At 39.8% G+C, this 21,528-nt stretch carries 29 protein-coding genes; all 29 read left to right on the forward strand.

Going from position 1 to position 21,528, the window contains the following annotated elements; genetic code table 11:
- The first annotated feature begins 2 nt into the window (after positions 1-2).
- A complete protein-coding gene (rpsC, locus tag RR45_RS07385; RefSeq protein WP_003138093.1) occupies positions 3-656 on the forward strand; it encodes a 30S ribosomal protein S3 in 654 nt (217 codons plus the stop codon).
- Positions 656-1,084: a 50S ribosomal protein L16 gene (gene rplP, locus RR45_RS07390; protein WP_003138092.1), complete on the forward strand. Its 429-nt coding sequence runs from the start codon at positions 656-658 to the stop codon at positions 1,082-1,084. Before rpsC ends, rplP begins: the two co-directional genes overlap by 1 nt.
- A complete protein-coding gene (rpmC, locus tag RR45_RS07395) occupies positions 1,074-1,280 on the forward strand; it encodes a 50S ribosomal protein L29 (protein WP_003138091.1) in 207 nt (68 codons plus the stop codon). Before rplP ends, rpmC begins: the two co-directional genes overlap by 11 nt.
- A 22-nt stretch (positions 1,281-1,302) precedes the next feature.
- On the forward strand, positions 1,303-1,563 hold the full coding sequence (rpsQ, locus tag RR45_RS07400) for a 30S ribosomal protein S17 (protein ID WP_003138090.1): 261 nt from the start codon (positions 1,303-1,305) through the stop codon (positions 1,561-1,563).
- A 23-nt stretch (positions 1,564-1,586) separates the two neighbouring features.
- Entirely contained in the window at positions 1,587-1,955 is a 369-nt protein-coding gene (gene rplN / locus RR45_RS07405) for a 50S ribosomal protein L14 (RefSeq protein ID WP_003138089.1), read from the forward strand.
- Between the two features lie 266 nt (positions 1,956-2,221).
- Positions 2,222-2,527, forward strand: coding sequence for a 50S ribosomal protein L24 (gene rplX, locus RR45_RS07410; RefSeq protein WP_003138088.1), 306 nt, complete (start codon positions 2,222-2,224; stop codon positions 2,525-2,527).
- Between the two features lie 22 nt (positions 2,528-2,549).
- Positions 2,550-3,092: a 50S ribosomal protein L5 gene (gene rplE / locus RR45_RS07415; RefSeq protein ID WP_003138087.1), complete on the forward strand. Its 543-nt coding sequence runs from the start codon at positions 2,550-2,552 to the stop codon at positions 3,090-3,092.
- 17 nt (positions 3,093-3,109) lie between these two features.
- A complete protein-coding gene (locus tag RR45_RS07420; protein WP_031366996.1) occupies positions 3,110-3,295 on the forward strand; it encodes a type Z 30S ribosomal protein S14 in 186 nt (61 codons plus the stop codon).
- Between the two features lie 252 nt (positions 3,296-3,547).
- Positions 3,548-3,946 (forward strand): 30S ribosomal protein S8, encoded by a 399-nt coding sequence (gene rpsH, locus RR45_RS07425; RefSeq protein WP_031366997.1) that lies wholly within the window; start codon positions 3,548-3,550, stop codon positions 3,944-3,946.
- Between the two features lie 120 nt (positions 3,947-4,066).
- Positions 4,067-4,603 carry a 50S ribosomal protein L6 gene (gene rplF / locus RR45_RS07430; protein ID WP_031366998.1) on the forward strand — a complete coding sequence of 179 codons (537 nt, stop codon included), beginning with the start codon at positions 4,067-4,069 and terminating at the stop codon, positions 4,601-4,603.
- 201 nt (positions 4,604-4,804) lie between these two features.
- Complete coding sequence (gene rplR, locus RR45_RS07435) at positions 4,805-5,152, forward strand: 50S ribosomal protein L18 (RefSeq protein ID WP_003138082.1); 348 nt, start codon at positions 4,805-4,807, stop codon at positions 5,150-5,152.
- Between the two features lie 20 nt (positions 5,153-5,172).
- Positions 5,173-5,667, forward strand: coding sequence for a 30S ribosomal protein S5 (gene rpsE / locus RR45_RS07440; protein ID WP_031366999.1), 495 nt, complete (start codon positions 5,173-5,175; stop codon positions 5,665-5,667).
- Positions 5,668-5,677: 10 nt separating this feature from the next.
- Positions 5,678-5,857, forward strand: a complete 180-nt coding sequence (rpmD, locus tag RR45_RS07445; protein WP_031367000.1) for a 50S ribosomal protein L30 — start codon at positions 5,678-5,680, stop codon at positions 5,855-5,857.
- 120 nt (positions 5,858-5,977) lie between these two features.
- Entirely contained in the window at positions 5,978-6,427 is a 450-nt protein-coding gene (gene rplO, locus RR45_RS07450) for a 50S ribosomal protein L15 (RefSeq protein ID WP_031367001.1), read from the forward strand.
- A gap of 158 nt (positions 6,428-6,585) precedes the next feature.
- Positions 6,586-7,896 carry a preprotein translocase subunit SecY gene (gene secY, locus RR45_RS07455; RefSeq protein ID WP_031367002.1) on the forward strand — a complete coding sequence of 437 codons (1,311 nt, stop codon included), beginning with the start codon at positions 6,586-6,588 and terminating at the stop codon, positions 7,894-7,896.
- Positions 7,897-8,016: 120 nt separating this feature from the next.
- Positions 8,017-8,664: an adenylate kinase gene (locus RR45_RS07460; RefSeq protein WP_031367003.1), complete on the forward strand. Its 648-nt coding sequence runs from the start codon at positions 8,017-8,019 to the stop codon at positions 8,662-8,664.
- Positions 8,665-8,800: 136 nt separating this feature from the next.
- A complete protein-coding gene (gene infA, locus RR45_RS07465; protein ID WP_003138071.1) occupies positions 8,801-9,019 on the forward strand; it encodes a translation initiation factor IF-1 in 219 nt (72 codons plus the stop codon).
- 29 nt (positions 9,020-9,048) lie between these two features.
- The gene (rpmJ, locus tag RR45_RS07470) at positions 9,049-9,165 is read left to right on the forward strand and encodes a 50S ribosomal protein L36 (protein WP_072353646.1); all 117 of its coding nucleotides are present in this window, start codon (positions 9,049-9,051) and stop codon (positions 9,163-9,165) included.
- Positions 9,166-9,181: 16 nt separating this feature from the next.
- Entirely contained in the window at positions 9,182-9,547 is a 366-nt protein-coding gene (rpsM, locus tag RR45_RS07475; RefSeq protein WP_031367004.1) for a 30S ribosomal protein S13, read from the forward strand.
- Positions 9,548-9,562: 15 nt separating this feature from the next.
- Complete coding sequence (gene rpsK, locus RR45_RS07480) at positions 9,563-9,946, forward strand: 30S ribosomal protein S11 (RefSeq protein WP_003138068.1); 384 nt, start codon at positions 9,563-9,565, stop codon at positions 9,944-9,946.
- A gap of 52 nt (positions 9,947-9,998) precedes the next feature.
- Positions 9,999-10,934 carry a DNA-directed RNA polymerase subunit alpha gene (locus RR45_RS07485; protein WP_031367005.1) on the forward strand — a complete coding sequence of 312 codons (936 nt, stop codon included), beginning with the start codon at positions 9,999-10,001 and terminating at the stop codon, positions 10,932-10,934.
- A 23-nt stretch (positions 10,935-10,957) separates the two neighbouring features.
- Entirely contained in the window at positions 10,958-11,338 is a 381-nt protein-coding gene (gene rplQ, locus RR45_RS07490) for a 50S ribosomal protein L17 (protein WP_031367006.1), read from the forward strand.
- A 475-nt stretch (positions 11,339-11,813) separates the two neighbouring features.
- Positions 11,814-13,181, forward strand: coding sequence for a glutamate-cysteine ligase family protein (locus RR45_RS07495; protein ID WP_072353647.1), 1,368 nt, complete (start codon positions 11,814-11,816; stop codon positions 13,179-13,181).
- A complete protein-coding gene (gene gshAB, locus RR45_RS07500) occupies positions 13,165-14,340 on the forward strand; it encodes a bifunctional glutamate--cysteine ligase GshA/glutathione synthetase GshB (protein WP_072353648.1) in 1,176 nt (391 codons plus the stop codon). Before RR45_RS07495 ends, gshAB begins: the two co-directional genes overlap by 17 nt.
- Before the next feature lie 223 nt (positions 14,341-14,563).
- A complete protein-coding gene (gene ilvD / locus RR45_RS07505; RefSeq protein ID WP_031367009.1) occupies positions 14,564-16,276 on the forward strand; it encodes a dihydroxy-acid dehydratase in 1,713 nt (570 codons plus the stop codon).
- A 291-nt stretch (positions 16,277-16,567) separates the two neighbouring features.
- Complete coding sequence (locus tag RR45_RS07510; RefSeq protein WP_031367010.1) at positions 16,568-18,271, forward strand: acetolactate synthase large subunit; 1,704 nt, start codon at positions 16,568-16,570, stop codon at positions 18,269-18,271.
- Positions 18,264-18,740, forward strand: a complete 477-nt coding sequence (ilvN, locus tag RR45_RS07515; protein WP_031367011.1) for an acetolactate synthase small subunit — start codon at positions 18,264-18,266, stop codon at positions 18,738-18,740. Before RR45_RS07510 ends, ilvN begins: the two co-directional genes overlap by 8 nt.
- Before the next feature lie 124 nt (positions 18,741-18,864).
- Complete coding sequence (gene ilvC, locus RR45_RS07520; RefSeq protein ID WP_072353649.1) at positions 18,865-19,935, forward strand: ketol-acid reductoisomerase; 1,071 nt, start codon at positions 18,865-18,867, stop codon at positions 19,933-19,935.
- 108 nt (positions 19,936-20,043) lie between these two features.
- On the forward strand, positions 20,044-21,294 hold the full coding sequence (ilvA, locus tag RR45_RS07525) for a threonine ammonia-lyase IlvA (protein ID WP_031367013.1): 1,251 nt from the start codon (positions 20,044-20,046) through the stop codon (positions 21,292-21,294).
- Positions 21,295-21,528 lie beyond the last annotated feature (234 nt).

The following is a 21,528-nucleotide window of genomic DNA, read 5'->3' on the forward strand; positions in this document are numbered from 1 at the left end:
TCGTGGGTCAAAAAGTACATCCTATTGGTATGCGTGTCGGCATCATTCGTGATTGGGACGCAAAATGGTATGCTGAAAAAGAATACGCAAGTTACCTCCATGAGGACCTTGCAATCCGTAAACTTGTTCAAACTAAACTTGCGGATGCTTCAGTTTCAACTATCGAAACTGAACGTGCTGTTAACAAAGTCATCGTGACTTTGCATACAGCTAAACCAGGTATGGTAATCGGTAAATCAGGTGCTAGCGTTGATGCACTTCGTGCAGAATTAAACGCTTTGACTGGTAAACAAGTTCACATCAACATCGTTGAAATCAAAAAACCTGACCTTGATGCTCACCTTGTCGGTGAAGGTATCGCGCGTCAACTTGAACAACGTGTGGCTTTCCGTCGTGCTCAAAAACAAGCGATCCAACGTACGATGCGTGCTGGTGCCAAAGGTATCAAAACTCAAGTATCTGGTCGTTTGAATGGTGCAGATATTGCCCGTGCTGAAGGTTATTCAGAAGGAACAGTGCCATTGCACACACTCCGTGCTGATATTGACTACGCATGGGAAGAAGCAGATACAACTTATGGTAAACTTGGCGTTAAAGTTTGGATTTACCGTGGTGAAATCTTGCCAACTAAAAAATCAGTGAAAGGAGACAAATAATGTTAGTACCTAAACGTGTGAAACACCGCCGCGAATTCCGTGGTAAAATGCGTGGGGAAGCTAAAGGCGGCAAAGAAGTCGCATTTGGTGAATTTGGTCTCCAAGCAACAACTTCTCACTGGATCACAAACCGTCAAATCGAGGCAGCTCGTATTGCCATGACACGTTACATGAAACGTGGTGGTAAAGTTTGGATCAAAATCTTCCCTCATAAATCTTATACTGCAAAAGCTATCGGGGTCCGTATGGGTTCTGGTAAAGGGGCACCTGAAGGTTGGGTTTCTCCAGTTAAACGCGGTAAAGTAATGTTCGAAATCGCAGGTGTTTCTGAAGAAGTCGCTCGCGAAGCATTACGTCTTGCATCACACAAACTGCCTGTTAAAACTAAGTTTGTAAAACGTGCTGAGGAGGAAACAAATGAAGCTTAATGAAGTAAAATCACTTTTGACAGAACTTCGTGGTCTTTCAGCTGAAGAACTCGCAACACGCGAACAAGATTTGAAAAAAGAATTGTTCGACTTGCGTTTCCAAGCAGCTGCTGGTCAGCTTGAAAACACTGTCCGCCTCAACGAAGTTAAGAAAACAATTGCTCGCGTGAAAACTGTTCAACGCGAAGCGAAATAATAGATAGGGAGAAACCTTTAAAATGGAACGTAATCAACGTAAAGTTTATCAAGGCCGCGTGGTTTCTGACAAAATGGATAAAACCATCACTGTTGTCATCGAAACAAAACGTAACCACCCTGTCTATGGTAAACGTATTAACTACTCTAAAAAATTGAAAGCTCACGACGAAAACAACTCAGCTAAAACTGGTGATATCGTTCGCGTGATGGAAACTCGTCCTTTGTCAAAAGACAAACGTTTCCGTCTTGTTGAAATCGTTGAAGAAGCAGTCATCATCTAACATTCTAAAAGGAGGAATTTGCTGTGATTCAATCAGAATCTCGTTTGAAAGTTGCTGATAACAGCGGTGCCAAAGAAATTCTTGCTATCAAAGTCCTGGGTGGCTCTGGTCGTAAATTCGCTGGTATCGGTGATGTTATTGTTGCATCTGTAAAATCTGCAGCTCCTGGCGGAGTTGTTAAAAAAGGTGAAGTTGTCAAAGCGGTTATCGTGCGTACAAAATCAGGCGCACGTCGTACAGACGGTTCATACATTAAGTTCGACGAAAACGCTGCTGTTATCATCAAAGATGACAAAACGCCTCGTGGAACACGTATCTTTGGCCCAGTTGCTCGCGAATTACGTGAAGGTAACTTCATGAAAATCGTATCATTGGCACCAGAAGTACTTTAAGCTTTAAATTCATTTTTAAAACTTAAACCAACAAAACACAAACACAGTCCCCTTGTGCTATACTCGTTTAAACATAAAATCAAAACAGATTTTGACTAATTTTAGCGAACTCATCGTTAACCGAATGTAACGTAAACTAATATGGTGCGACTGGTTTACTTGATTTGTCTAAAACTATTTCAAGATTTTACGATTCGGTTTCATACTTAAACGAGTATATAAGGGTGTCGCAATTCGCGACGTAAGAAAATTAGGAGAAAATTCAAATGTTTGTAAAAACAGGTGATACTGTCAAAGTCATCGCAGGTAAAAGCCGCGGTTTGACTGGTAAAGTCATTAAAGCTTTGCCAAAGGCTAACAAAGTTGTTGTTGAGGGTGCTAACATGATCAAAAAACACCAAAAACCAAACAACGAAAATCCAAACGGTGCGATTCTTGAACTTGAAGCGCCTATCCATGTGTCAAACGTACAAGTACTTGACAAAAATGGTGTAGCTGGCCGTGTTGGTTATAAAGTTGAAGGCGACAAAAAAGTGCGTTACAACAAAAAATCTGGCGAAATCCTAGATTAATAGACACGGAAAGGAGAATATAATGACTAATCGTTTGAAAGAAAAATACACTAACGAAGTAATCCCAGCGTTGACTGAACAATTCAACTACACATCTGTTATGGCTGTGCCAAAAGTTGATAAAATCGTCCTCAACATGGGTGTTGGTGATGCAGTAAACAACTCAAAAAACCTTGATAAAGCAGTTGCTGAATTAGCTTTAATCTCTGGTCAAAAACCATTGATCACAAAAGCTAAGAAATCAATCGCTGGTTTCCGTTTGCGTGAAGGCGTAGCGATCGGAGCAAAAGTAACACTCCGTGGCGAACGTATGTACGAATTTCTTGATAAATTGGTAACTGTCTCTCTTCCACGTGTCCGTGACTTCCATGGTGTGTCAAACAAAGCGTTTGACGGCCGCGGTAACTACACGCTAGGTGTGAAAGAACAGCTTATCTTCCCAGAAATTACGTATGATAACGTAGATAAAGTACGTGGTTTGGATGTTGTGATTGTAACAACAGCTAACACTGACGAAGAATCACGTGAATTGCTTGCTAAACTCGGCATGCCTTTCGCTAAATAATATAGGAGGTAAATATCTTGGCTAAAAAATCAATGATTGCAAAGAACAAGCGTCCAGCTAAGTTCACAACGCAAGCGTACACACGTTGCGAAAAATGTGGTCGTCCACATTCAGTATACCGTAAATTCCAACTTTGCCGTATTTGCTTCCGTGAATTGGCATATAAAGGGCAAATCCCAGGCGTTAAAAAAGCATCTTGGTAATTTTTGACGCTGTCTGCTTCGTTGGTGTTCAGCTCACAACCGCAAGGTTGCGTTGCTTCCACCGCCTTGCAGACAACGCCAAAAACTTTACTTAGCATTTGCTTTGTGAAGACCTTGCTTTTTGAATGATGGGCTTAGGTTACCTAAGTTTCTGAACTCTGGTATTTATAAATCCGCTAGCGTTTGCTAGTGGAGTCGTTAATGAACAAGTGATGTTCGCATCAAACTATTCATAATAGGAGAAAAATTAAAATGGTAATGACAGATCCAATCGCAGATTTCCTCACTCGTATTCGTAACGCTAACATGCGTAAATTCGAAGTTGTTGAAGCACCTGCATCAAAAATCAAACGCGATATCGCAAACATCCTCAAAACTGAAGGTTATGTTAAAGACGTAGAATTCATCGAAGATGATAAACAAGGTATCATCCGTGTTTTCCTTAAATACGGTAAAGATGGTGAAAAAGTTATCACTAACTTGAAACGTATCTCTAAACCTGGTTTACGTGTTTACGTGAAATCTGGTGAAGTACCTAAAGTCCTTAACGGTCTTGGTACAGCTGTGATTTCAACTTCTGAAGGTGTTGTGACTGATAAAGCAGCTCGCGCGAAAAACATTGGTGGAGAAGTTCTCGCTTACGTTTGGTAAGAATTGGTTTCCAATTCTATCTGCAACTGGAAACTCGTTAGATTTTCTAGCGAAACCCGTGAAAACTGTTAAGCAATGGTGTAAGCCGTTGCTTAACTGACAATTTAACAGGAGACAAACATGTCACGTATTGGTAATAAAATCATTACTATCCCTGCTGGCGTTGAGGTTAAACTTGACGGCGCAACAGCGACAGTAAAAGGTCCTAAAGGTGAGTTAACTCGCGCTTTTTCTAAGGACATCGAAATTAAAATCGAAGGTACTGAAATTACTTTACATCGTCCAAACGATTCTAAAGAAATGAAAACAATCCATGGCACAACTCGTGCTAACCTTAATAACATGGTGATTGGTGTATCTGAAGGGTTCAGAAAAGAACTTGAAATGCGCGGGGTTGGTTACCGTGCACAACTTGCTGGTAATAAATTAACTTTGTCAGTAGGTAAATCACACCCTGATGAAGTCGTTGCACCTGACGGTATCACTTTTGAAGTGCCATCAAACACACAAATTAACGTGTCTGGTTCAAACAAAGAAGTGGTCGGTGAAGTAGCAGCTTACATTCGTGGTTTACGCCCACCAGAGCCATATAAAGGCAAAGGTATTCGTTACGTTGGGGAATTTGTACGACGTAAAGAAGGTAAAACAGGTAAATAAGTTAGTTTTCTGTTTTCTAGGCTTTGTAACACAATTAAACGCATCCTATGCGTTATAAACTTGTGTCACTTGATAGACGCAGATAAATTGCTTACTGTTTAAAGTAAAACAACCAACAATAACCTTTTGGAGAGAATTTGGCTGCGCAAAGCGGCTTGATAGCTACTAAGAGGGACTAGAAAAAAATAAGAGGTAAATATTGTGATTTCTAAACCAGATAAAAATAAAACGCGTCAAAAACGCCACCGTCGCGTACGCGGTAAAATCTCTGGTACTGCAGAGCGCCCACGTTTGAATGTTTTTCGTTCTAACACAAACATCTATGCACAAGTAATTGATGACATAGCAGGTGTAACGCTCGCAAGTGCCTCATCGTTGAAAGAAAACGGTACTAAAACTGAACAAGCTAAAGCAGTTGGTACTGCAGTAGCTAAAGCAGCAGTAGCTGCTGGTGTTTCTGAAGTAATCTTCGACCGTGGTGGATACCTTTACCATGGACGTGTGCAAGCGCTCGCTGAGGCTGCACGTGAAAATGGACTTAAATTCTAAGGAAAGGGGTAGACACTAAAATGGCTAGAAACGAAGAAGTAAAAGAATTCGAAGAACGCGTTGTTGGTATCAACCGTGTTACTAAAGTTGTAAAAGGTGGACGTCGTCTGCGTTTTGCAGCGCTTGTTGTAGTTGGTGACCGTAACGGTCGCGTTGGATTTGGGACTGGTAAAGCACAAGAAGTACCAGAAGCTATCCGTAAAGCTATCGAATCAGCTAAGAAAAACTTGATTACAGTACCAATGGTTGGTACAACTGTACCGCATCAAGTACTTGGTGAATTTGGCGGCGGTAAGATCTTAATCAAACCTGCTGTTGAAGGGGCTGGAGTCGCAGCCGGTGGTGCTGTACGTGCCGTCCTCGAACTTGCTGGTGTTGCAGATGTCACATCAAAATCACTTGGTTCAAACACACCAATCAACGTTGTTCGCGCAACTGTTGATGGTTTGAAACAACTTAAACGTGCTGAAGATGTTGCCGCATTACGTGGCGTATCTGTAGCAGACTTAGCGTAAGGAGGATATCATGGCTCAAATTAAAATTACTTTGACTAAGTCTCCAATTGGCCGCTTGCCTGCACAACGCGCAACAGTTAAAGCGCTTGGCCTTGGCAAATTGTCAAGCTCAGTCATCAAAGAAGAATCAGCAGCTATCAATGGTATGGTCACTAAGATCGCTCATTTGGTAACAGTTGAAAAAGTTTAATCGGCTAACGATTAACCAAAAATAAAAGCGAGCCTGACACTTCCGCGATTTCCCGCGAAAGTGTCTTGGCGTTTAGTAAAGGCTATCTCTATTGAGGTGCCATAATAGGAGAAATTTATAATGAAATTAAATGAACTCAAAGCTGCTGAAGGTAGCCGTAAAGTCCGTAATCGTGTTGGTCGTGGGACTTCGTCTGGTAATGGTAAAACATCTGGTCGTGGTCAAAAAGGCCAAAAATCTCGTTCAGGTGGCGGTGTTCGTCTTGGTTTCGAGGGTGGTCAAACACCTTTGTTCCGTCGTATGCCTAAACGTGGTTTCTTGAATGTTAACCGTAAAGATTACGCAATCGTTAACCTTGACACATTGAACCGTCTTGAAGATGGCGCAACAGTTTCTGCTGAATCATTGGTTGCTGCTAAAATCATCAAAGATGTTAAATCAGGTGTTAAAGTTCTTGGTAACGGTGAACTCACAGTTAAAAACCTTAAAGTTGAGGTAGCTAAAGTTTCTGCTTCTGCAAAATCTGCTATTGAAGCTAACGGTGGTTCAGTTGTAACTCCTGAAGCCTAAAAACACGCATTAGTCTGTCGGGAATTTCTCGTCAGACTTTTGATGATTTTAGTCAAACATTTGAAATTCGGCTTTGATTATAGTATAGTTAAAGAAATGATATTTTTTTCAAAATACTATTAGATAAAGCTGATTTAAAATCAGAATAAAGGGGTTCTATGTTTTTTAAACTCTTGTTTCAAGCATTCAAAGTGAAAGAGATTCGAGGTAGAATCTTATTCACGCTTGGCATTCTATTCGTTTTCCGTCTAGGCGCACATATTACAGTACCTGGCATTAATGTTAACAATTTAAATGCCTTGAGTGATCTGCCATTTTTGTCAATGATGAATATGGTTTCAGGGAATGCAATGCAAAGTTTTTCGGTTTTTGCAATGGGCGTGTCGCCGTATATCACAGCATCAATCATTGTCCAACTATTGCAGATGGATATTCTACCTAAGTTCGTCGAATGGGGCAAACAAGGTGAGATTGGTCGCCGAAAACTCAATCAAGCTACACGCTACATTTCGTTAGTTTTAGCTATGCTACAATCTGTAGGGATAACAGCAGGTTTTCAGGCTATGAGTGCCCAAAATATTGTAACGAATCCGACTTGGCAGACTTATCTGTTTATCGGTGCCATCTTAACTACAGGATCTATGATTGTTGTTTGGTTGGGTGAGCAAATCACTGATCGTGGATTTGGTCAAGGTGTATCGGTTATTATCTTTGCTGGGATTATCTCGTCAATTCCTGGTGCCATTAGTCAAGTTTATCAAGATAAATTTGTCAATGTGCGTTCGGGGGAACTACTCAACTCTAGCATATTTGTGGTGATTTTACTTGTTGCTATGGCAGCGATTATCTTTATCACGACATTTATTCAACAGGCTGAGCGTAAAATTCCAATTCAATATACAAAACTAGTACAAGGTGCACCGACAAGTTCATACTTGCCATTGCGGGTCAATCCTGCGGGGGTCATTCCAGTTATCTTTGCTAGTTCAATTTCTACGGCACCACAAACGATTTTACAACTCTTGCAACGTTCTAATAATAATGTGACTTGGATTGAAAATATCAAAAATGCTCTAGATTATAATACTTGGACAGGTATGCTGTTTTATGCATTGTTGATTGGTCTTTTTACATTCTTCTACGCCTTTGTTCAGGTCAATCCTGAAAAAATGGCGGAAAACTTACAAAAACAAGGGTCGTATATTCCATCTGTTCGTCCTGGTAAGGGCACAGAAAAATATATCTCACGTTTGTTGATTCGTTTGTCAACAGTTGGCGCATTATTCCTCGGACTGATTTCAATTGTTCCGATTGTTGCGACTAACTTGTTTGGTCTACCTAGAATGGTAGCCCTTGGCGGTACGAGCCTTCTCATTTTGATTTCCACTGCGATTCAAGGTGCGAAACAATTAGAGGGGTACATGTTTAAACGTCAGTATAAAGGATTTATGGACGATCCAATTAAATAATGAAAGACTGGTCGAAAGATCAGTTTTTTGTTTTAAAAAAGAATGTTACCTTGATGTTGTCAAAATGATGCGAAAACGCTAAAATAGAAGGGTAGACAAAATTAGACAAATGGAGAACAAATGAATTTATTAATCATGGGCCTACCAGGTGCTGGTAAAGGAACGCAAGCTGAAACAATCGTTGAAACTTATGGCGTGCAACATATTTCAACAGGAGATATGTTCCGTGCAGCGATGAAAAATGAGACTGAAATGGGTAAATTAGCCAAATCATTTATTGATAAAGGTGAATTGGTACCAGATGATGTGACAAATGGCATCGTCAAAGAACGTTTAGCGCAAGAAGATATTCAAGCATCCGGTTTTTTGTTAGACGGTTTTCCACGAACGATTGAACAGGCTGAAGCACTCGACACAATGCTTGCCGATTTGGGTATTAAGCTTGATGCTGTTGTGAATATTGATGTAGATCCTGCTATCTTAGTTGAACGTTTGTCAGGTCGTTTCATTTGTCGTACATGTGGTGCAACTTATCATAAAGTATTTAATCCAACAAAAGTTGCGGGCACTTGTGACAAATGTGGAGGTCATGATTTCTATCAACGCGAAGATGATAAACCTGAAACCGTTAAAAATCGGTTGGATATCAACATTAAACAAGGTGCACCAATACTTGAACACTATGGCAAACTTGGTTTAGTTAAAGATGTTGACGGGCAACAAGATATCGCTAAAGTATCAGAAGCCATTAAAGCCATTTTAGGGTAAACAAACGTTTTAACAGCTGTTAAAATAAATTCGTCTCATTAACTTGTAAAAGTCGGACTAGTATGGTATAATATCCTAGTCCGACTTTTAGATATTTTATCAAAAATGGACAAATTTAAAGAGGAGGTAAGTTGACGTGGCAAAAGATGACGTAATCGAAATTGAAGGCAAAGTGATTGACACAATGCCTAACGCGATGTTCACAGTTGAGCTTGAAAATGGACACAAAATTTTGGCGACTATTTCAGGCAAAATGCGAAAGAATTATATCCGCATCTTAACTGGTGACCGTGTTACTGTTGAGATGTCGCCGTATGATTTGACCCGTGGACGTATTACATACCGCTTTAAGTAGTCCAAACATTTTTATAGGAGGTATATACAATGAAAGTAAGACCATCGGTTAAACCAATGTGCGAATACTGTAAAGTAATTCGTCGTAACGGTCGTGTTATGGTAATTTGCCCTGTCAATCCAAAACACAAACAACGTCAGGGATAGAAAGGAAACATAAAGAATGGCTCGTATTGCTGGAGTTGATATTCCAAACGATAAACAAGTAGTAATTTCACTTACTTACGTTTACGGAATCGGTCTCAAAACGTCACAAAAAGTTCTTGCAGCCGCTGGCGTTGCAGAAGATATTCGCGTGAAAGATCTTACAACTGACCAAGAAGATGCTATCCGTCGTGAAGTTGATGGACTTAAAGTTGAAGGCGACCTACGTCGTGAAGTAAACCTTAACATCAAACGTCTCATGGAAATCGGTAGCTATCGTGGCATGCGTCATCGTCGCGGATTGCCTACTCGTGGTCAAAACACGAAGAACAACGCACGTACACGCAAAGGCCCTGCTAAATCTATCGCAGGCAAGAAAAAATAAGAAAGGAGATTAACATTGGCTAAACCTACTCGTAAACGTCGTGTGAAGAAAAATATCGAATCTGGTGTTGTCCACATTCATGCAACTTTCAATAACACAATCGTGATGATTACAGACGTTCATGGTAACGCGCTTGCTTGGTCATCTGCTGGTGCCCTTGGCTTCAAAGGATCTAAAAAATCGACTCCTTTCGCTGCTCAAATGGCATCTGAAGCTGCTGCTAAGTCTGCTCAAGAACATGGTTTGAAAACTGTAGCCGTTACTGTTAAAGGTCCTGGACCAGGTCGCGAATCTGCGATCCGCGCGCTTGCAGCTGCAGGTCTTAACGTAACAGCAATCAGCGATGTGACGCCTGTACCCCACAATGGTGCACGTCCTCCAAAACGTCGTCGTGTATAATTTCGAGAGTGCTTGTTGCTACTCTAACATTTTGCACTGAAAGGATATACACATGATTGAGTTTGAAAAACCAAAAATTACAAAATTTGATGAAGCTAATACCTATGGCAAATTTGTCGTAGAGCCGTTAGAACGTGGTTATGGGACAACCCTAGGCAACTCATTACGTCGTATTCTTCTATCGTCACTTCCTGGTGCTGCTGTTACAAGCATCCAAATTGACGGTGTACTCCATGAGTTCACAACAATTCCAGGTGTACATGAAGATGTGATTCAAGTGATTCTTGCGATTAAAGGGCTTGCGATCAAATCATATGTTGAAACGGAAAAAATCATTGAACTTGACGTCACAGGTCCTGCTATTGTAACAGCAGGAGATATCTTGACTGATAGCGATATTGAGATTGTCAACAAAGATCATTACCTTTTCACACTTGCGGAAGGGCACTCTGTGAACGCTCGTATGACTGTGAAATCAGGTCGTGGTTACGTCCTTGCAGAAGATAATAAACAATCTGACGCGCCTATCGGGACAATTGCTGTAGATTCATCTTACACACCTGTCAACAAAGTGAATTATCAAGTTGAACCAGCTCGTGTGGGTGAAAAAGATAACTTTGACAAATTGTCACTTGAAATCTTTACAAACGGCACAATCTCAGCAGAAGATGCCTTGTCATTATCTGCAAAAATCTTGACTGACCATTTGAGTCTCTTTGTTAACTTGTCTGAAGTAGCACAAGCTGCCGATACATTGGTTGATAAAAATGAGGTGAAACCAGAGCGTGCTTTGGACAAAGTCATCGAGGAACTTGATCTTTCTGTTCGTTCATATAACTGTTTGAAACGTGCTGGTATTAATACCGTCGCTGATCTTGCTGATATGAGTGAGCCTGAAATGCTCAAAGTGAAAAACTTGGGTCGTAAATCTTTAGTGGAAGTTAAAGATAAACTTGATAGCCTAGGCTTGTCACTCAAAAAAGACTAAATTAAAATCTAATAGGAGGAATCATGGGTTACCGTAAACTTGGACGTAAATCTGATCAACGTAAAGCAATGCTTCGCGATTTGACGACTGACTTGATCATCAACGAATACATCGTAACAACTGAAGCTCGCGCTAAAGAAGTTCGTAAAACTGTTGAAAAAATGATTACACTCGGAAAACGTGGCGATCTTCACGCACGCCGTCAAGCTGCTGCTTACGTACGTAACGAAATCGCTGAAAAAGATTTCAACGAAGAAACTGAAACTTTCCCAACTGCACTTCAAAAATTGTTTGGCGACATCGCTACACGTTATGAAGGCCGTAATGGTGGATACACACGTATTCTTAAAACTGAACCACGCCGTGGCGATGCTGCACCGATGGCAATTATTGAACTTGTTTAATAATTGATTTCAGTTTAAAAAATAAAGCAGTAAGGGGCACCTGTCATTTATGATTTTGTGGTGTTTTTGAAAGCATTTTTGAAAAGATATAGAATCGGAATGTCAGTGTGGCCCGATAGTCTTCATCAATCTTTTGTGGAGTGTTATGATGGTGGTGCTTGCACTTAGTCTAGCTCTTACTGTCTAGTCTTAAAAACTAGGCCGCTTATCCTTTGGGATAAGTGGTTTTTATTTTACCTAAAATTTGAAACGGTTATACATAGCAAGTATGCCTCGTAATAAAATATTTCAAAGTCGAGACAAGCGCATTGTATGTTAGAATAGACATACTAAAACTAAAAAGATGTCAAACGTCTGATGTCGTTTAAGATGTCAAATGATGCTAGAGGTAAGAAGCTAAGTGCACCTTATGATTGCAACAACAGGGGATGAAACTTCTTAAAATACAAGGTGGTTAGATAAAAAAGGAGCGAGGATGAATATTGCACGAGAGCTCTTACGTGAGCGCTATTTTACAAATTTGAAGCACTCAAATGACTTATTCGTTGGTATTGAGTTAGAACTACCAATTGTTAAGCTCACGGGTGAAGCTGTTGATTTTTCTGTTGTCTTCGCCTTATTTGATGAAATGATTGAAAAACTGCCGTTGTCGATTGAGAAATCGGATGATAACGGTCAAGCCATTCAATTGGTTTCAGATGAAAACAACGACCGCATTTTGTTTGAAGTTGGCTACAATACTATAGAATTTGCATTTGATAAAGCAGAGACTATAGGTGAAGTCGAACAACGTTTTTCAAACTATCTTGCTGTCATGCAACCATTTTTAAAAAATCAAAATCACCTTTTAACTGGTTTTGGCGTCAATCCTTTCTGGGATAAAAATGACAACAGACCTGTTGCTAGTCCTCGTTACGAGATGTTGATGGCTTACTTGAAGTTGGGGGAGACAAGAGAAGAAGTGCGGGTCAGCCAGAATAATTATGGTGCTTTTATTCAAGGAAGTCAAGTTCAGCTAGATGTGACGCGTGAGAATTTAGTAACAACGCTAAATACCTTTAATGCCATAGAAATGGTTAAAGCTTGGCTTTTCGGAAACTCTTATCTTTGGAATGGACAATTAGACACTTTAATTTCACGGGATGTTTTTTGGGAAGAGTCAATGCATGGCATATTTCCTGAAAATACAGGTGTATTTCCAGAAGCTTTTGAGAGTCTAGAAACATTTCTTGATTATTTAATGAAAACTGCCTTATTCACAAGGACTTCTGAAGCAAGTACTTTTTATTTTGAACCAATTCAAGCGATGGATTACTTCAATCATGATGAAATTCCAGCCTTTGATCTGCTCGGCAATGAATTGGTCTTAATGCCAAGTCCGTATGATTTTGAAGCACATCGGAGTTATCAGTATCAGAATCTCACGACACGCGGAACAGTCGAGTTTAGAAGTACTTGTGCCCAGCCTATTGCTACGTCATTTACTGTTGCAGCTTTCCATTTAGGATTGATGCAGGAGTTAGCATCTTTTGAGACATTAATCGCAAGCCATGCTTTTTACGAAGATTATGGCCGAGATTATCCACAACTTCGTCGCAGGTTTTCAGCGCAAAACTTATCATCCGAGGAAATAGAGGATGTTGCAAGTTTTGCAGAAGATTTAGTAAATCTCGCAGCAGTAGGTCTTGAAAAACGTGGATTTGGTGAAGAAAAGTATTTAACAGCGCTCTATCAACGAATTGAAAGAAAAGAGAATCCGGCCGTTAAAGCATTGCACTTGCTTGAATCCGGCAAAACATTATCAGAAATATCGGAGATTTTTGCAGATGGAAAAGACATTTAAGATATCAAGGACTACCTCACCTAACAAGCTCAATATGCAGAATGTTTACTGGTACATCAATGGTGATTTGCTTACGATTACCTACCATACCAATCGGGACCTATCCGCCATTTTAGCTGTCCTCGGTCGTCATGGTATTGAAATCCAGTATGTTCAGGCGCCTGCCAATGACTTTCAACTCCCGGGTTACGAAAATTTGGAATTATCAACTCAAAATTTAATTGCAGATGCCATTAAATATGGCATTCAGTTTCAAGTCCTTGATGAAGTTGAACAAATCTTAAAATTGACCTATGGTTCACATACGGAGTACATCAAAGAAGGCAATATTACGCATTTTGACAGCGCCCTATCTCATGCTTTAATGGAAAACAAAATCGTTACTAAAGCGATTTTAAATACTGCTGGCATTCAAGTGCCGTCTGGCTTTGAATTTCATGACCTTAACGACGCCTTGCGCCATTTTGACCAGTTACCTTCGGCTTTTGTAGTCAAACCCAAGTCTACCAATTACGGCATCGGCATCAGTATTTTTAAAGAAACGACGACACAAGCAGACTATGAAGAAGCGGTGAAAATTGCTTTTGAAAATGATGATGCCGTTATCGTTGAGACCTATGCTCATGGTACAGAATTTAGATTTTATGTGCAAAGCGGAGAAGTATTAGCTGTATTAGAACGCTTTCCAGCGAATGTCGTTGGGGACGGTGTTCATAATATCCAACAATTGGTGGCCATAAAGAATACAGATATTAGGCGGGGGGAGCATCATAGAACACCGCTTGAAAAAATTAAATTGGGGGATGTTGAAAGATTGACACTTAGTTTACAAGGTTTTGATGTGCAATCAGTTCCCAAAGCACAAGAACGTGTTTTTCTAAGAGAGAACTCGAATGTTTCAACTGGTGGTGATTCAATTGACCGGACTGAACAAGTCAGTGACTATTATAAAGCAATCGCTGTAAAAGTTGCACATGCATTGGACGTGACGATTACTGGAGTTGATATTATCATTCCAGACGCCAGTCAAAAAGGTCCTTATTTTGTTATTGAAGCGAATCAAAATCCGATGATGCAAATGCATCTTTTTCCTGCAGTTGGTAAATCACGCCGTGTTACTGAAAGTTTGATTAAACTATTATTTCCAGAAAGTGTTTAATTCAGATGATGACCATGCTGAAAGCGTGGTTTTTATTTGACAAAATTTTCTGATAATTGCTTGACGAAAGTTTTAAAAGTGTTAAAATGGTAATAATAGATTTGTTTGAAAAGAGGAAAAATTTAAGTTTAATTTCAGAATTAAGCTTAATCTCATGTTTAAGTCTCGAATATCGCAAGTCTTTTGAAATCAAACGCTAATAACTTAGGCAAGGAAGGCACGTATGAAATTTACATATAACGGTACGACAACAGAAGTTGAGCTTAACAAGTATTCTAAAACGCTCACGCAAGATCCGACACAACCCGCAACTCAGGCTATGTTCTATGGCATCGGATTTAAGGATGAAGATTTTGATAAAGCGCAAGTTGGGATTGTGTCAATGGACTGGGATGGAAATCCTTGTAATATGCACTTAAATCAACTCGGTCAAAAAGTTAAATCATCTGTTGACGCAACGGAAGGTCTTTTGGGCTTACAGTTCCACACGATTGGTGTTTCTGATGGCATTGCTAATGGTACAGATGGGATGCGTTATTCGCTAGTATCACGAGAAGTAATTGCAGACTCAATCGAGACAAATGCTGGCGGTGAGTACTATGACGGAATTGTTGGTATTCCAGGTTGTGATAAAAATATGCCAGGTACAATTATCGGCATGGCGCGTTTGAACCGACCGTCTATCATGGTTTATGGTGGGACAATTGAACATGGTGAATATAATGGTCAGTCTCTCAATATTGTTTCGGCCTTTGAAGCCTTGGGGGAAAAATTAACAGGTCACATTAATGATGAAGACTACCATGGTGTGATTTCCAATGCTATTCCTGGTCAAGGAGCTTGTGGTGGCATGTATACAGCTAATACAATGGCTGCAGCGATTGAAACACTTGGGATGACCCTGCCATTTTCATCAACTAACCCAGCTAAATCTGATGAAAAACAACGTGAAGCAGCATCAGTTGGTGAATATATGAAGACGCTTCTTGCCTTGGATATTAAACCAAGTGATATCATGACGCGTGAAGCCTTTGAAGACGCCATTACAGTTGTCATGGTACTTGGCGGTTCAACCAATGCTGTTTTGCATTTGATTGCCATGGCACGTACAGTTGGGATTGACCTCACACAGGATGATTTTCAAGCTATTTCTGACCGTACACCTGTAATTGGTGACTTCAAACCTTCTGGTAAATACATGCAAGAAGATTTGCACCGAATTGGTGGCCTTCCAGCTGTCCTTAAATTTCTCCTTAAAGAAGGTCGGATCCATGGTGACCGGATGACAGTCACAGGTAAAACTCTAGCAGAAAATCTGGAGCATGCAGCAGATTTAGACTTTACAGTTCAGGATATTATCAGACCTTTTGACAAACCAATCAAAGCCACAGGGCATTTGCAAATCCTTTATGGCAATCTCGCATCGGGCGGTTCAGTCGCTAAGATTTCGGGTAAAGAAGGTGAGCAATTCACTGGAACAGCGCGTGTCTTTAACGGTGAACAACATTTTATTGAAGGCATAGAGACAGGGCGCTTACACGCCGGTGATGTTGCAGTCATTAAGAATATAGGCCCAGTCGGGGCACCTGGGATGCCAGAAATGCTGAAACCAACATCTGCTTTGATTGGTGCAGGATTAGGAAAATCAGTTGCTCTGATTACCGATGGACGTTTCTCTGGTGGGACACATGGCTTTGTTGTAGGGCATATTGTCCCTGAAGCCGTTAAGGGTGGGGTGATCGGTCTCGTTGAAGATGATGATATCATCGAAATTGATGCCATTAACAACACCATTGATCTGAAAGTATCTGATGAAGAGTTGGCAAAACGTCGCGCTGCTTATCAACAACCAGCACCCAAAGCGACTCGTGGTGTCCTTGCAAAATTTGCAAAATTAACAGATGATGCCGCGCATGGCTGTATTACTGATTTTTAATTGATTTTCAACATTGATAATCAAAACAACTGGTTAAATCGACCAGTTGTTTTGATTAAGAAAACAACTTTATCTGATATTTTTAAAAGATACAATATTTTAAGCATCGCTTGAAATCGCACATTTGAATTCTGAATTTCTGTCAGGTAAATCATGATGAATATTAGAAGTTTTATAATTCAAATTATACCGAAATCACTTGAAAAAAAAGGGCAAAAGTGTTAAAATCTAAACATAATTCATAATTTTCAGAAATTTCGAAATATGAAAATCCTTGAAGGAGAGCTAATATTGAAACAAATAAAACTTGAAACCCCAAAAAGTGGTTCGCAACTCGTCCTTGATACCCTTAAAGATTTGGGGGTTGACACTATTTTTGGTTATCCAGGTGGCGCAGTTTTACCACTCTATGATGCTATTTATGATTACGAGGGGATTCAGCATATTCTTGCTCGCCATGAACAAGGGGCAACGCATGAGGCGGAGGGATATGCGAAATCATCAGGTAAGTTAGGGGTTGCTCTGGTCACATCAGGTCCTGGGGCAACGAACGCGATTACAGGTATTGCAGATGCCAATGCAGATTCAGTACCGATGCTAGTTTTTACTGGTCAAGTGGCAACGCCTGGTATTGGTAAGGATGCTTTTCAGGAAGCTGATATTATCGGTGTTACGATGCCAATTACCAAATATAACTATCAGATTCGTGAAACGCAAGACATTCCTCGCGTGATTACAGAGGCGGTTCACATTGCGACGACAGGACGTCCGGGTCCTGTTGTTATTGATTTACCTAAAGACGTCGCAGCTCAAGAAGTTGATTTTATTAATGATGTGACGATTGACTTGCCTTCTTATAACCCAACTGTTGAACCAAATGTCAAGCAATTGAAAAAAATTGTTGCGTTGTTAGCTAAAAAGAAGCGTCCACTAATTTTAGTGGGTGGTGGTGTCAATTATTCAAATGGCAATCTTGCCTTAACACAGTTTGCTGAAAAATATCAAATTCCAGTCGTTTCTAGTCTACTAGGGTTAGGTGCGATACCAGTTGAAAATCCGTTATTTTTAGGGATGGGCGGAATGCATGGGTCTTATGCTGCTAATATGGCATTAGCTGAAACTGATTATCTCATTAATTTTGGGAGTCGGTTTGATGACCGATTGGCCTCAAATCCTTCCTTATTTTTGAAGGAGGCGACGGTAGCACATATCGATATTGACCCAGCAGAGATTGGCAAAATTGTCAAAACGCATTTACCGGTTGTAGGAGATGCAAAGCGTGCTTTGGAAATATTACTTGAGATTGAAGCACCTTCGACTCATTTTTCAAAATGGGTTGAACAAGTTCAGGACAATGCGCAAAGAGCACCATATAGTTATGAACCTGAGGATGATTATAATAAGCCTCAGGAAGTTATCAAATTAATTGGTGAGTTGACCAACGGTGATGCCATCATTGTGACAGATGTTGGGCAGCATCAGATGTGGGCAGCTCAATGGTACCCGTACAAAAGTAACCATCAGCTGATTACAAGTGGTGGACTTGGGACTATGGGATTTGGTATTCCTGCAGCCATTGGAGCCAAATTAGCCAATCCAGATAAAGAAGTTATCGTTTTTGTTGGTGATGGTGGTTTCCAAATGACCAACCAAGAATTGGCGATTTTAAATGGTTATCATGTGCCAATCAAAGTTGTACTCTTTAATAATCACTCGCTGGGAATGGTACGTCAGTGGCAAGAAAAGTTCTATGAAGAACGTCGAAGTCAATCTGTCTTTGATTTGGAACCCAATTTCCAATTATTAGCTGAGGCTTATGGTCTAAAGCATGATAAATTTTTAAATCCACAAACAATCGCTGAAGATTTAAAAGTTATCACAGAAGATGTGCCAATGGTATTGGAAGTTGGTATTTCTAGAGCAGAACAAGTCTATCCGATGGTGCCAGCAGGTTGGCATAATGACGAAATGTTGGGGGTGAAATTCAATGCGTAGAATGTTAACAGCCAAACTCAATAATTCAACAGGTGTCCTAAATCGCTTTACAGGCGTCTTATCACGCCGTCAGGTTAATATTGAAAGTATTTCTGTTGGACATACAGATGTGCCACATATTTCAAGGATTACGGTTATCATTGATGTTGAAAGTATCGATGAGGTCGAACAGATCATTAAGCAACTGAATCGGCAAGTTGATGTTTTGCGCGTACGTGATATTACAGACGTGCCACATATTGAACGAGAAGTGATCCTTGTCAAGGTATCAGCACCTGCTAATATTCGAGCAGAATTATTTGCGATGATTCAACCTTTTCGTGCCAGTGTAGTTGATGTTGCCCCTAAAACAGTAACCATTCAACTAACTGGAGGCTACGATAAAATTGAAGCGCTATTAAGAGTGGTTAAACCTTATGGCATTAAAAACATTGCTAGAACTGGCGTCACAGGTTTTACGCGAGATTAAAAGACAATCAGAATTAAAAGGTTCATAATTATCCTTGACAAATTGTCTGAAAAATCGTAAAATTATATCATATTTAAAAATTGATTGAATTTTCTATCTTTTGCTAATTGACAGATAACTAGCAATGTCCATAAAAGATAGATACAAAAAAGCTTATAGGAGATTTAAAACGATGGCAGTAACGATGTATTATGAAAACGATGTAAAAACACCAGCACTTGCTGGTAAACAAATTGCAGTAATTGGCTATGGCTCACAAGGTCATGCACATGCTCAAAACTTGCGCGACTCAGGTGAAAACGTCATCATTGGCGTACGTGCAGGTAAATCATTTGATGCTGCTAAAGAAGATGGTTTTGATGTTTATCCAGTGGCAGAAGCCGTTGCAAAATCTGATGTTATTATGGTTTTGGCACCTGATGAAATTCAAGCAGACCTTTACGCGAAAGATATTGCTCCTAACCTTAAAGATGGTGCAGCACTCGGTTTTGGTCATGGCTTTAATATTCATTTTGGTTACATTAAAGCACCAGAAACAGTTGATGTTTTCATGCTTGCTCCTAAAGGACCAGGCCACTTAGTACGTCGTACTTATACGGAAGGTTTTGGTGTACCAGCACTCTTCGCTGTCTATCAAGATGCAACAGGAAATGCGCGTGATATCGCAATGGACTGGGGACGTGCAGTAGGTGGCGCACGTGTTGGGATGCTTGAAACAAGCTTTAAAGAAGAAACTGAAGAAGATTTATTCGGTGAACAAGCGGTACTTTGTGGTGGTACAACTGCCTTGATTGAAGCTGGCTTTGAAACCTTAACAGAAGCAGGATACGCCCCAGAATTGGCTTATTTTGAGGTACTACATGAATTGAAACTTATCGTTGACCTTTTGTATGAGGGTGGTTTCAAGAAAATGCGTCAATCTATTTCGAATACAGCAGAATATGGTGACTATATTGCTGGACCACAAATCATCACAGCTGAAGTTAAAGCTAACATGAAAAAAGTTCTCAATGATATTCAAACAGGTGCTTTTGCAAAAGATTTTGTAGAAGACTACAAGGCTGGTAATCCGAAAATGAAGGCTTTTCGTGCTGCTGCAGCAGATCTTGAAATTGAAAAAGTTGGTGCTGAATTACGTAAGGCAATGCCATTTACGCAAGCAAATGATGACGCAGCTTTCAAAATCTACAACTAAGCCAAAAATACAGACACTTCTGTCTATCGTTTTTTACTTGGAAGAAAGCTGAGCTTGGTCTCAGCTTTTCTTTTTGATTAGTTTGAAAAAATGAAGGAATTTAATTTTATGGTAACTTACAAAGATGTATTAGCTGCTAACGATGTATTGAAAAATGTTGTCATTCGAACACCGATGAGACGAGATAGCTACTTATCTGAAAAATATGATGCGAATATTTATCTCAAGCAAGAAAATGTCCAGAAAGTACGGTCGTTTAAGTTGCGAGGCGCTTATTATGCAATTCATAATTTACCACAAGATAAATTAAAATGTGGGGTTGTTTGTGCCAGTGCAGGAAATCATGCGCAAGGCGTAGCTTATACTTGTCAAGAATTGAAAATCCCTGCAACAATTTTCATGCCGACAACCACGCCACAACAAAAAATTACGCAAGTTAAATTTTTTGGCGGAGATTATGCCGAAATTGCACTTGTTGGTGACACATTTGATGAGTCCGCTACTGCGGCCATCGATTATGCGCTCCGTGAAAATAAAACATTCATCGACCCGTTTGATAATCCCGATGTGATTTCTGGTCAGGGTACTGTTGCCGTAGAGATTTTTGAAACAGCTAAGCAAGAACACCTTAAAATTGATACACTTCTAGCTGCAGTTGGTGGAGGTGGCCTGATTTCGGGTGTCTCACTCTATGCAAAATATGCGAGTCCAGAAACCAAAGTTATTGGTGTAGAAGCATCAGGAGCCAGGTCGATGCAAGCAGCATTTGACAACAATGGTCCAGTTAAACTTAAGACAATTGATAAATTTGCAGATGGTATTGCTGTTCAAAAAGTGGGACAGTTAACCTATCAAATTGCCAAAGAAAATGTCGATGAACTGGTGCATGCGGATGAAGGATTGATATCAAGTACGATTTTAGATCTCTACTCTAAACAGGGTATCGTAGTTGAACCAGCGGGTGCAACTAGTGTAGCAGCGTTAGAGTTAATAAAAGATGAAATAAAAGGTCAGACAATTGTTTGCATTATATCTGGTGGCAATAACGATATCAATCGGATGCAAGAAATTGAAGAAAAAAGTTTAGTTTATGAAGGTTTGAAACACTATTTTGTCGTAAACTTTCCGCAAAGACCAGGAGCCTTACGTGAGTTTGTCAACGATATCTTAGGACCTCACGATGACATTACGCGTTTTGAGTATATTAAGCGAGCGAATAAAGGTACTGGACCGGTTTTGATTGGCATTTTGCTGGCGAATAAACAAGATCAAGCTCAACTCATTGAACGATTAGCAGAGTTTGACAATAAATTTATTGATTTAAAAGGACAAGAAAGTTTATATAACTTATTGGTCTAAAATAACTAATATAAAAACATCTAAAATGAGCAGTGTCAGTAAAGGTAATTTTAGGTGTTTTAATTAACCCTTCTGTTAAGAGAAAAATAGAAAACGAAAGTTTATGATGCTTAAACTACCTTAAAATCAATTGTTAACGAGAAATAATAGGTCTTCAAGATATAATATATTTTAAAGATTAAAAATAAAAACAAAAATATTTCAAAAAAGAGTTGACATGTTTGGTAAGATTTG

It is taken from the genome of Pseudolactococcus chungangensis CAU 28 = DSM 22330, assembly GCF_002441885.1.
Classification (GTDB): domain Bacteria; phylum Bacillota; class Bacilli; order Lactobacillales; family Streptococcaceae; genus Pseudolactococcus; species Pseudolactococcus chungangensis.

Bases quoted from the DNA above. Each gene is read 5' to 3' on its own strand.
- RR45_RS07485 (WP_031367005.1), top strand. From the start codon at position 9,999: ATGATTGAGTTTGAAAAACCAAAAATTACAAAATTTGATGAAGCTAAT.
- ilvD (WP_031367009.1), top strand. From the start codon at position 14,564: ATGAAATTTACATATAACGGTACGACAACAGAAGTTGAGCTTAACAAG.
- rpsH (WP_031366997.1), top strand. From the start codon at position 3,548: ATGGTAATGACAGATCCAATCGCAGATTTCCTCACTCGTATTCGTAAC.
- rplF (WP_031366998.1), top strand. From the start codon at position 4,067: ATGTCACGTATTGGTAATAAAATCATTACTATCCCTGCTGGCGTTGAG.
- rpmC (WP_003138091.1), top strand. From the start codon at position 1,074: ATGAAGCTTAATGAAGTAAAATCACTTTTGACAGAACTTCGTGGTCTT.
- RR45_RS07495 (WP_072353647.1), top strand. From the start codon at position 11,814: ATGAATATTGCACGAGAGCTCTTACGTGAGCGCTATTTTACAAATTTG.
- rpsQ (WP_003138090.1), top strand. From the start codon at position 1,303: ATGGAACGTAATCAACGTAAAGTTTATCAAGGCCGCGTGGTTTCTGAC.
- RR45_RS07460 (WP_031367003.1), top strand. From the start codon at position 8,017: ATGAATTTATTAATCATGGGCCTACCAGGTGCTGGTAAAGGAACGCAA.
- rplQ (WP_031367006.1), top strand. From the start codon at position 10,958: ATGGGTTACCGTAAACTTGGACGTAAATCTGATCAACGTAAAGCAATG.
- rplP (WP_003138092.1), top strand. From the start codon at position 656: ATGTTAGTACCTAAACGTGTGAAACACCGCCGCGAATTCCGTGGTAAA.
- rpsM (WP_031367004.1), top strand. From the start codon at position 9,182: ATGGCTCGTATTGCTGGAGTTGATATTCCAAACGATAAACAAGTAGTA.
- rpsE (WP_031366999.1), top strand. From the start codon at position 5,173: ATGGCTAGAAACGAAGAAGTAAAAGAATTCGAAGAACGCGTTGTTGGT.
- rplO (WP_031367001.1), top strand. From the start codon at position 5,978: ATGAAATTAAATGAACTCAAAGCTGCTGAAGGTAGCCGTAAAGTCCGT.
- gshAB (WP_072353648.1), top strand. From the start codon at position 13,165: ATGGAAAAGACATTTAAGATATCAAGGACTACCTCACCTAACAAGCTC.
- ilvN (WP_031367011.1), top strand. From the start codon at position 18,264: ATGCGTAGAATGTTAACAGCCAAACTCAATAATTCAACAGGTGTCCTA.
- ilvC (WP_072353649.1), top strand. From the start codon at position 18,865: ATGTCCATAAAAGATAGATACAAAAAAGCTTATAGGAGATTTAAAACG.
- rplX (WP_003138088.1), top strand. From the start codon at position 2,222: ATGTTTGTAAAAACAGGTGATACTGTCAAAGTCATCGCAGGTAAAAGC.
- rpmJ (WP_072353646.1), top strand. From the start codon at position 9,049: ATGAAAGTAAGACCATCGGTTAAACCAATGTGCGAATACTGTAAAGTA.
- secY (WP_031367002.1), top strand. From the start codon at position 6,586: ATGTTTTTTAAACTCTTGTTTCAAGCATTCAAAGTGAAAGAGATTCGA.
- rpmD (WP_031367000.1), top strand. From the start codon at position 5,678: ATGGCTCAAATTAAAATTACTTTGACTAAGTCTCCAATTGGCCGCTTG.
- rplE (WP_003138087.1), top strand. From the start codon at position 2,550: ATGACTAATCGTTTGAAAGAAAAATACACTAACGAAGTAATCCCAGCG.
- ilvA (WP_031367013.1), top strand. From the start codon at position 20,044: ATGGTAACTTACAAAGATGTATTAGCTGCTAACGATGTATTGAAAAAT.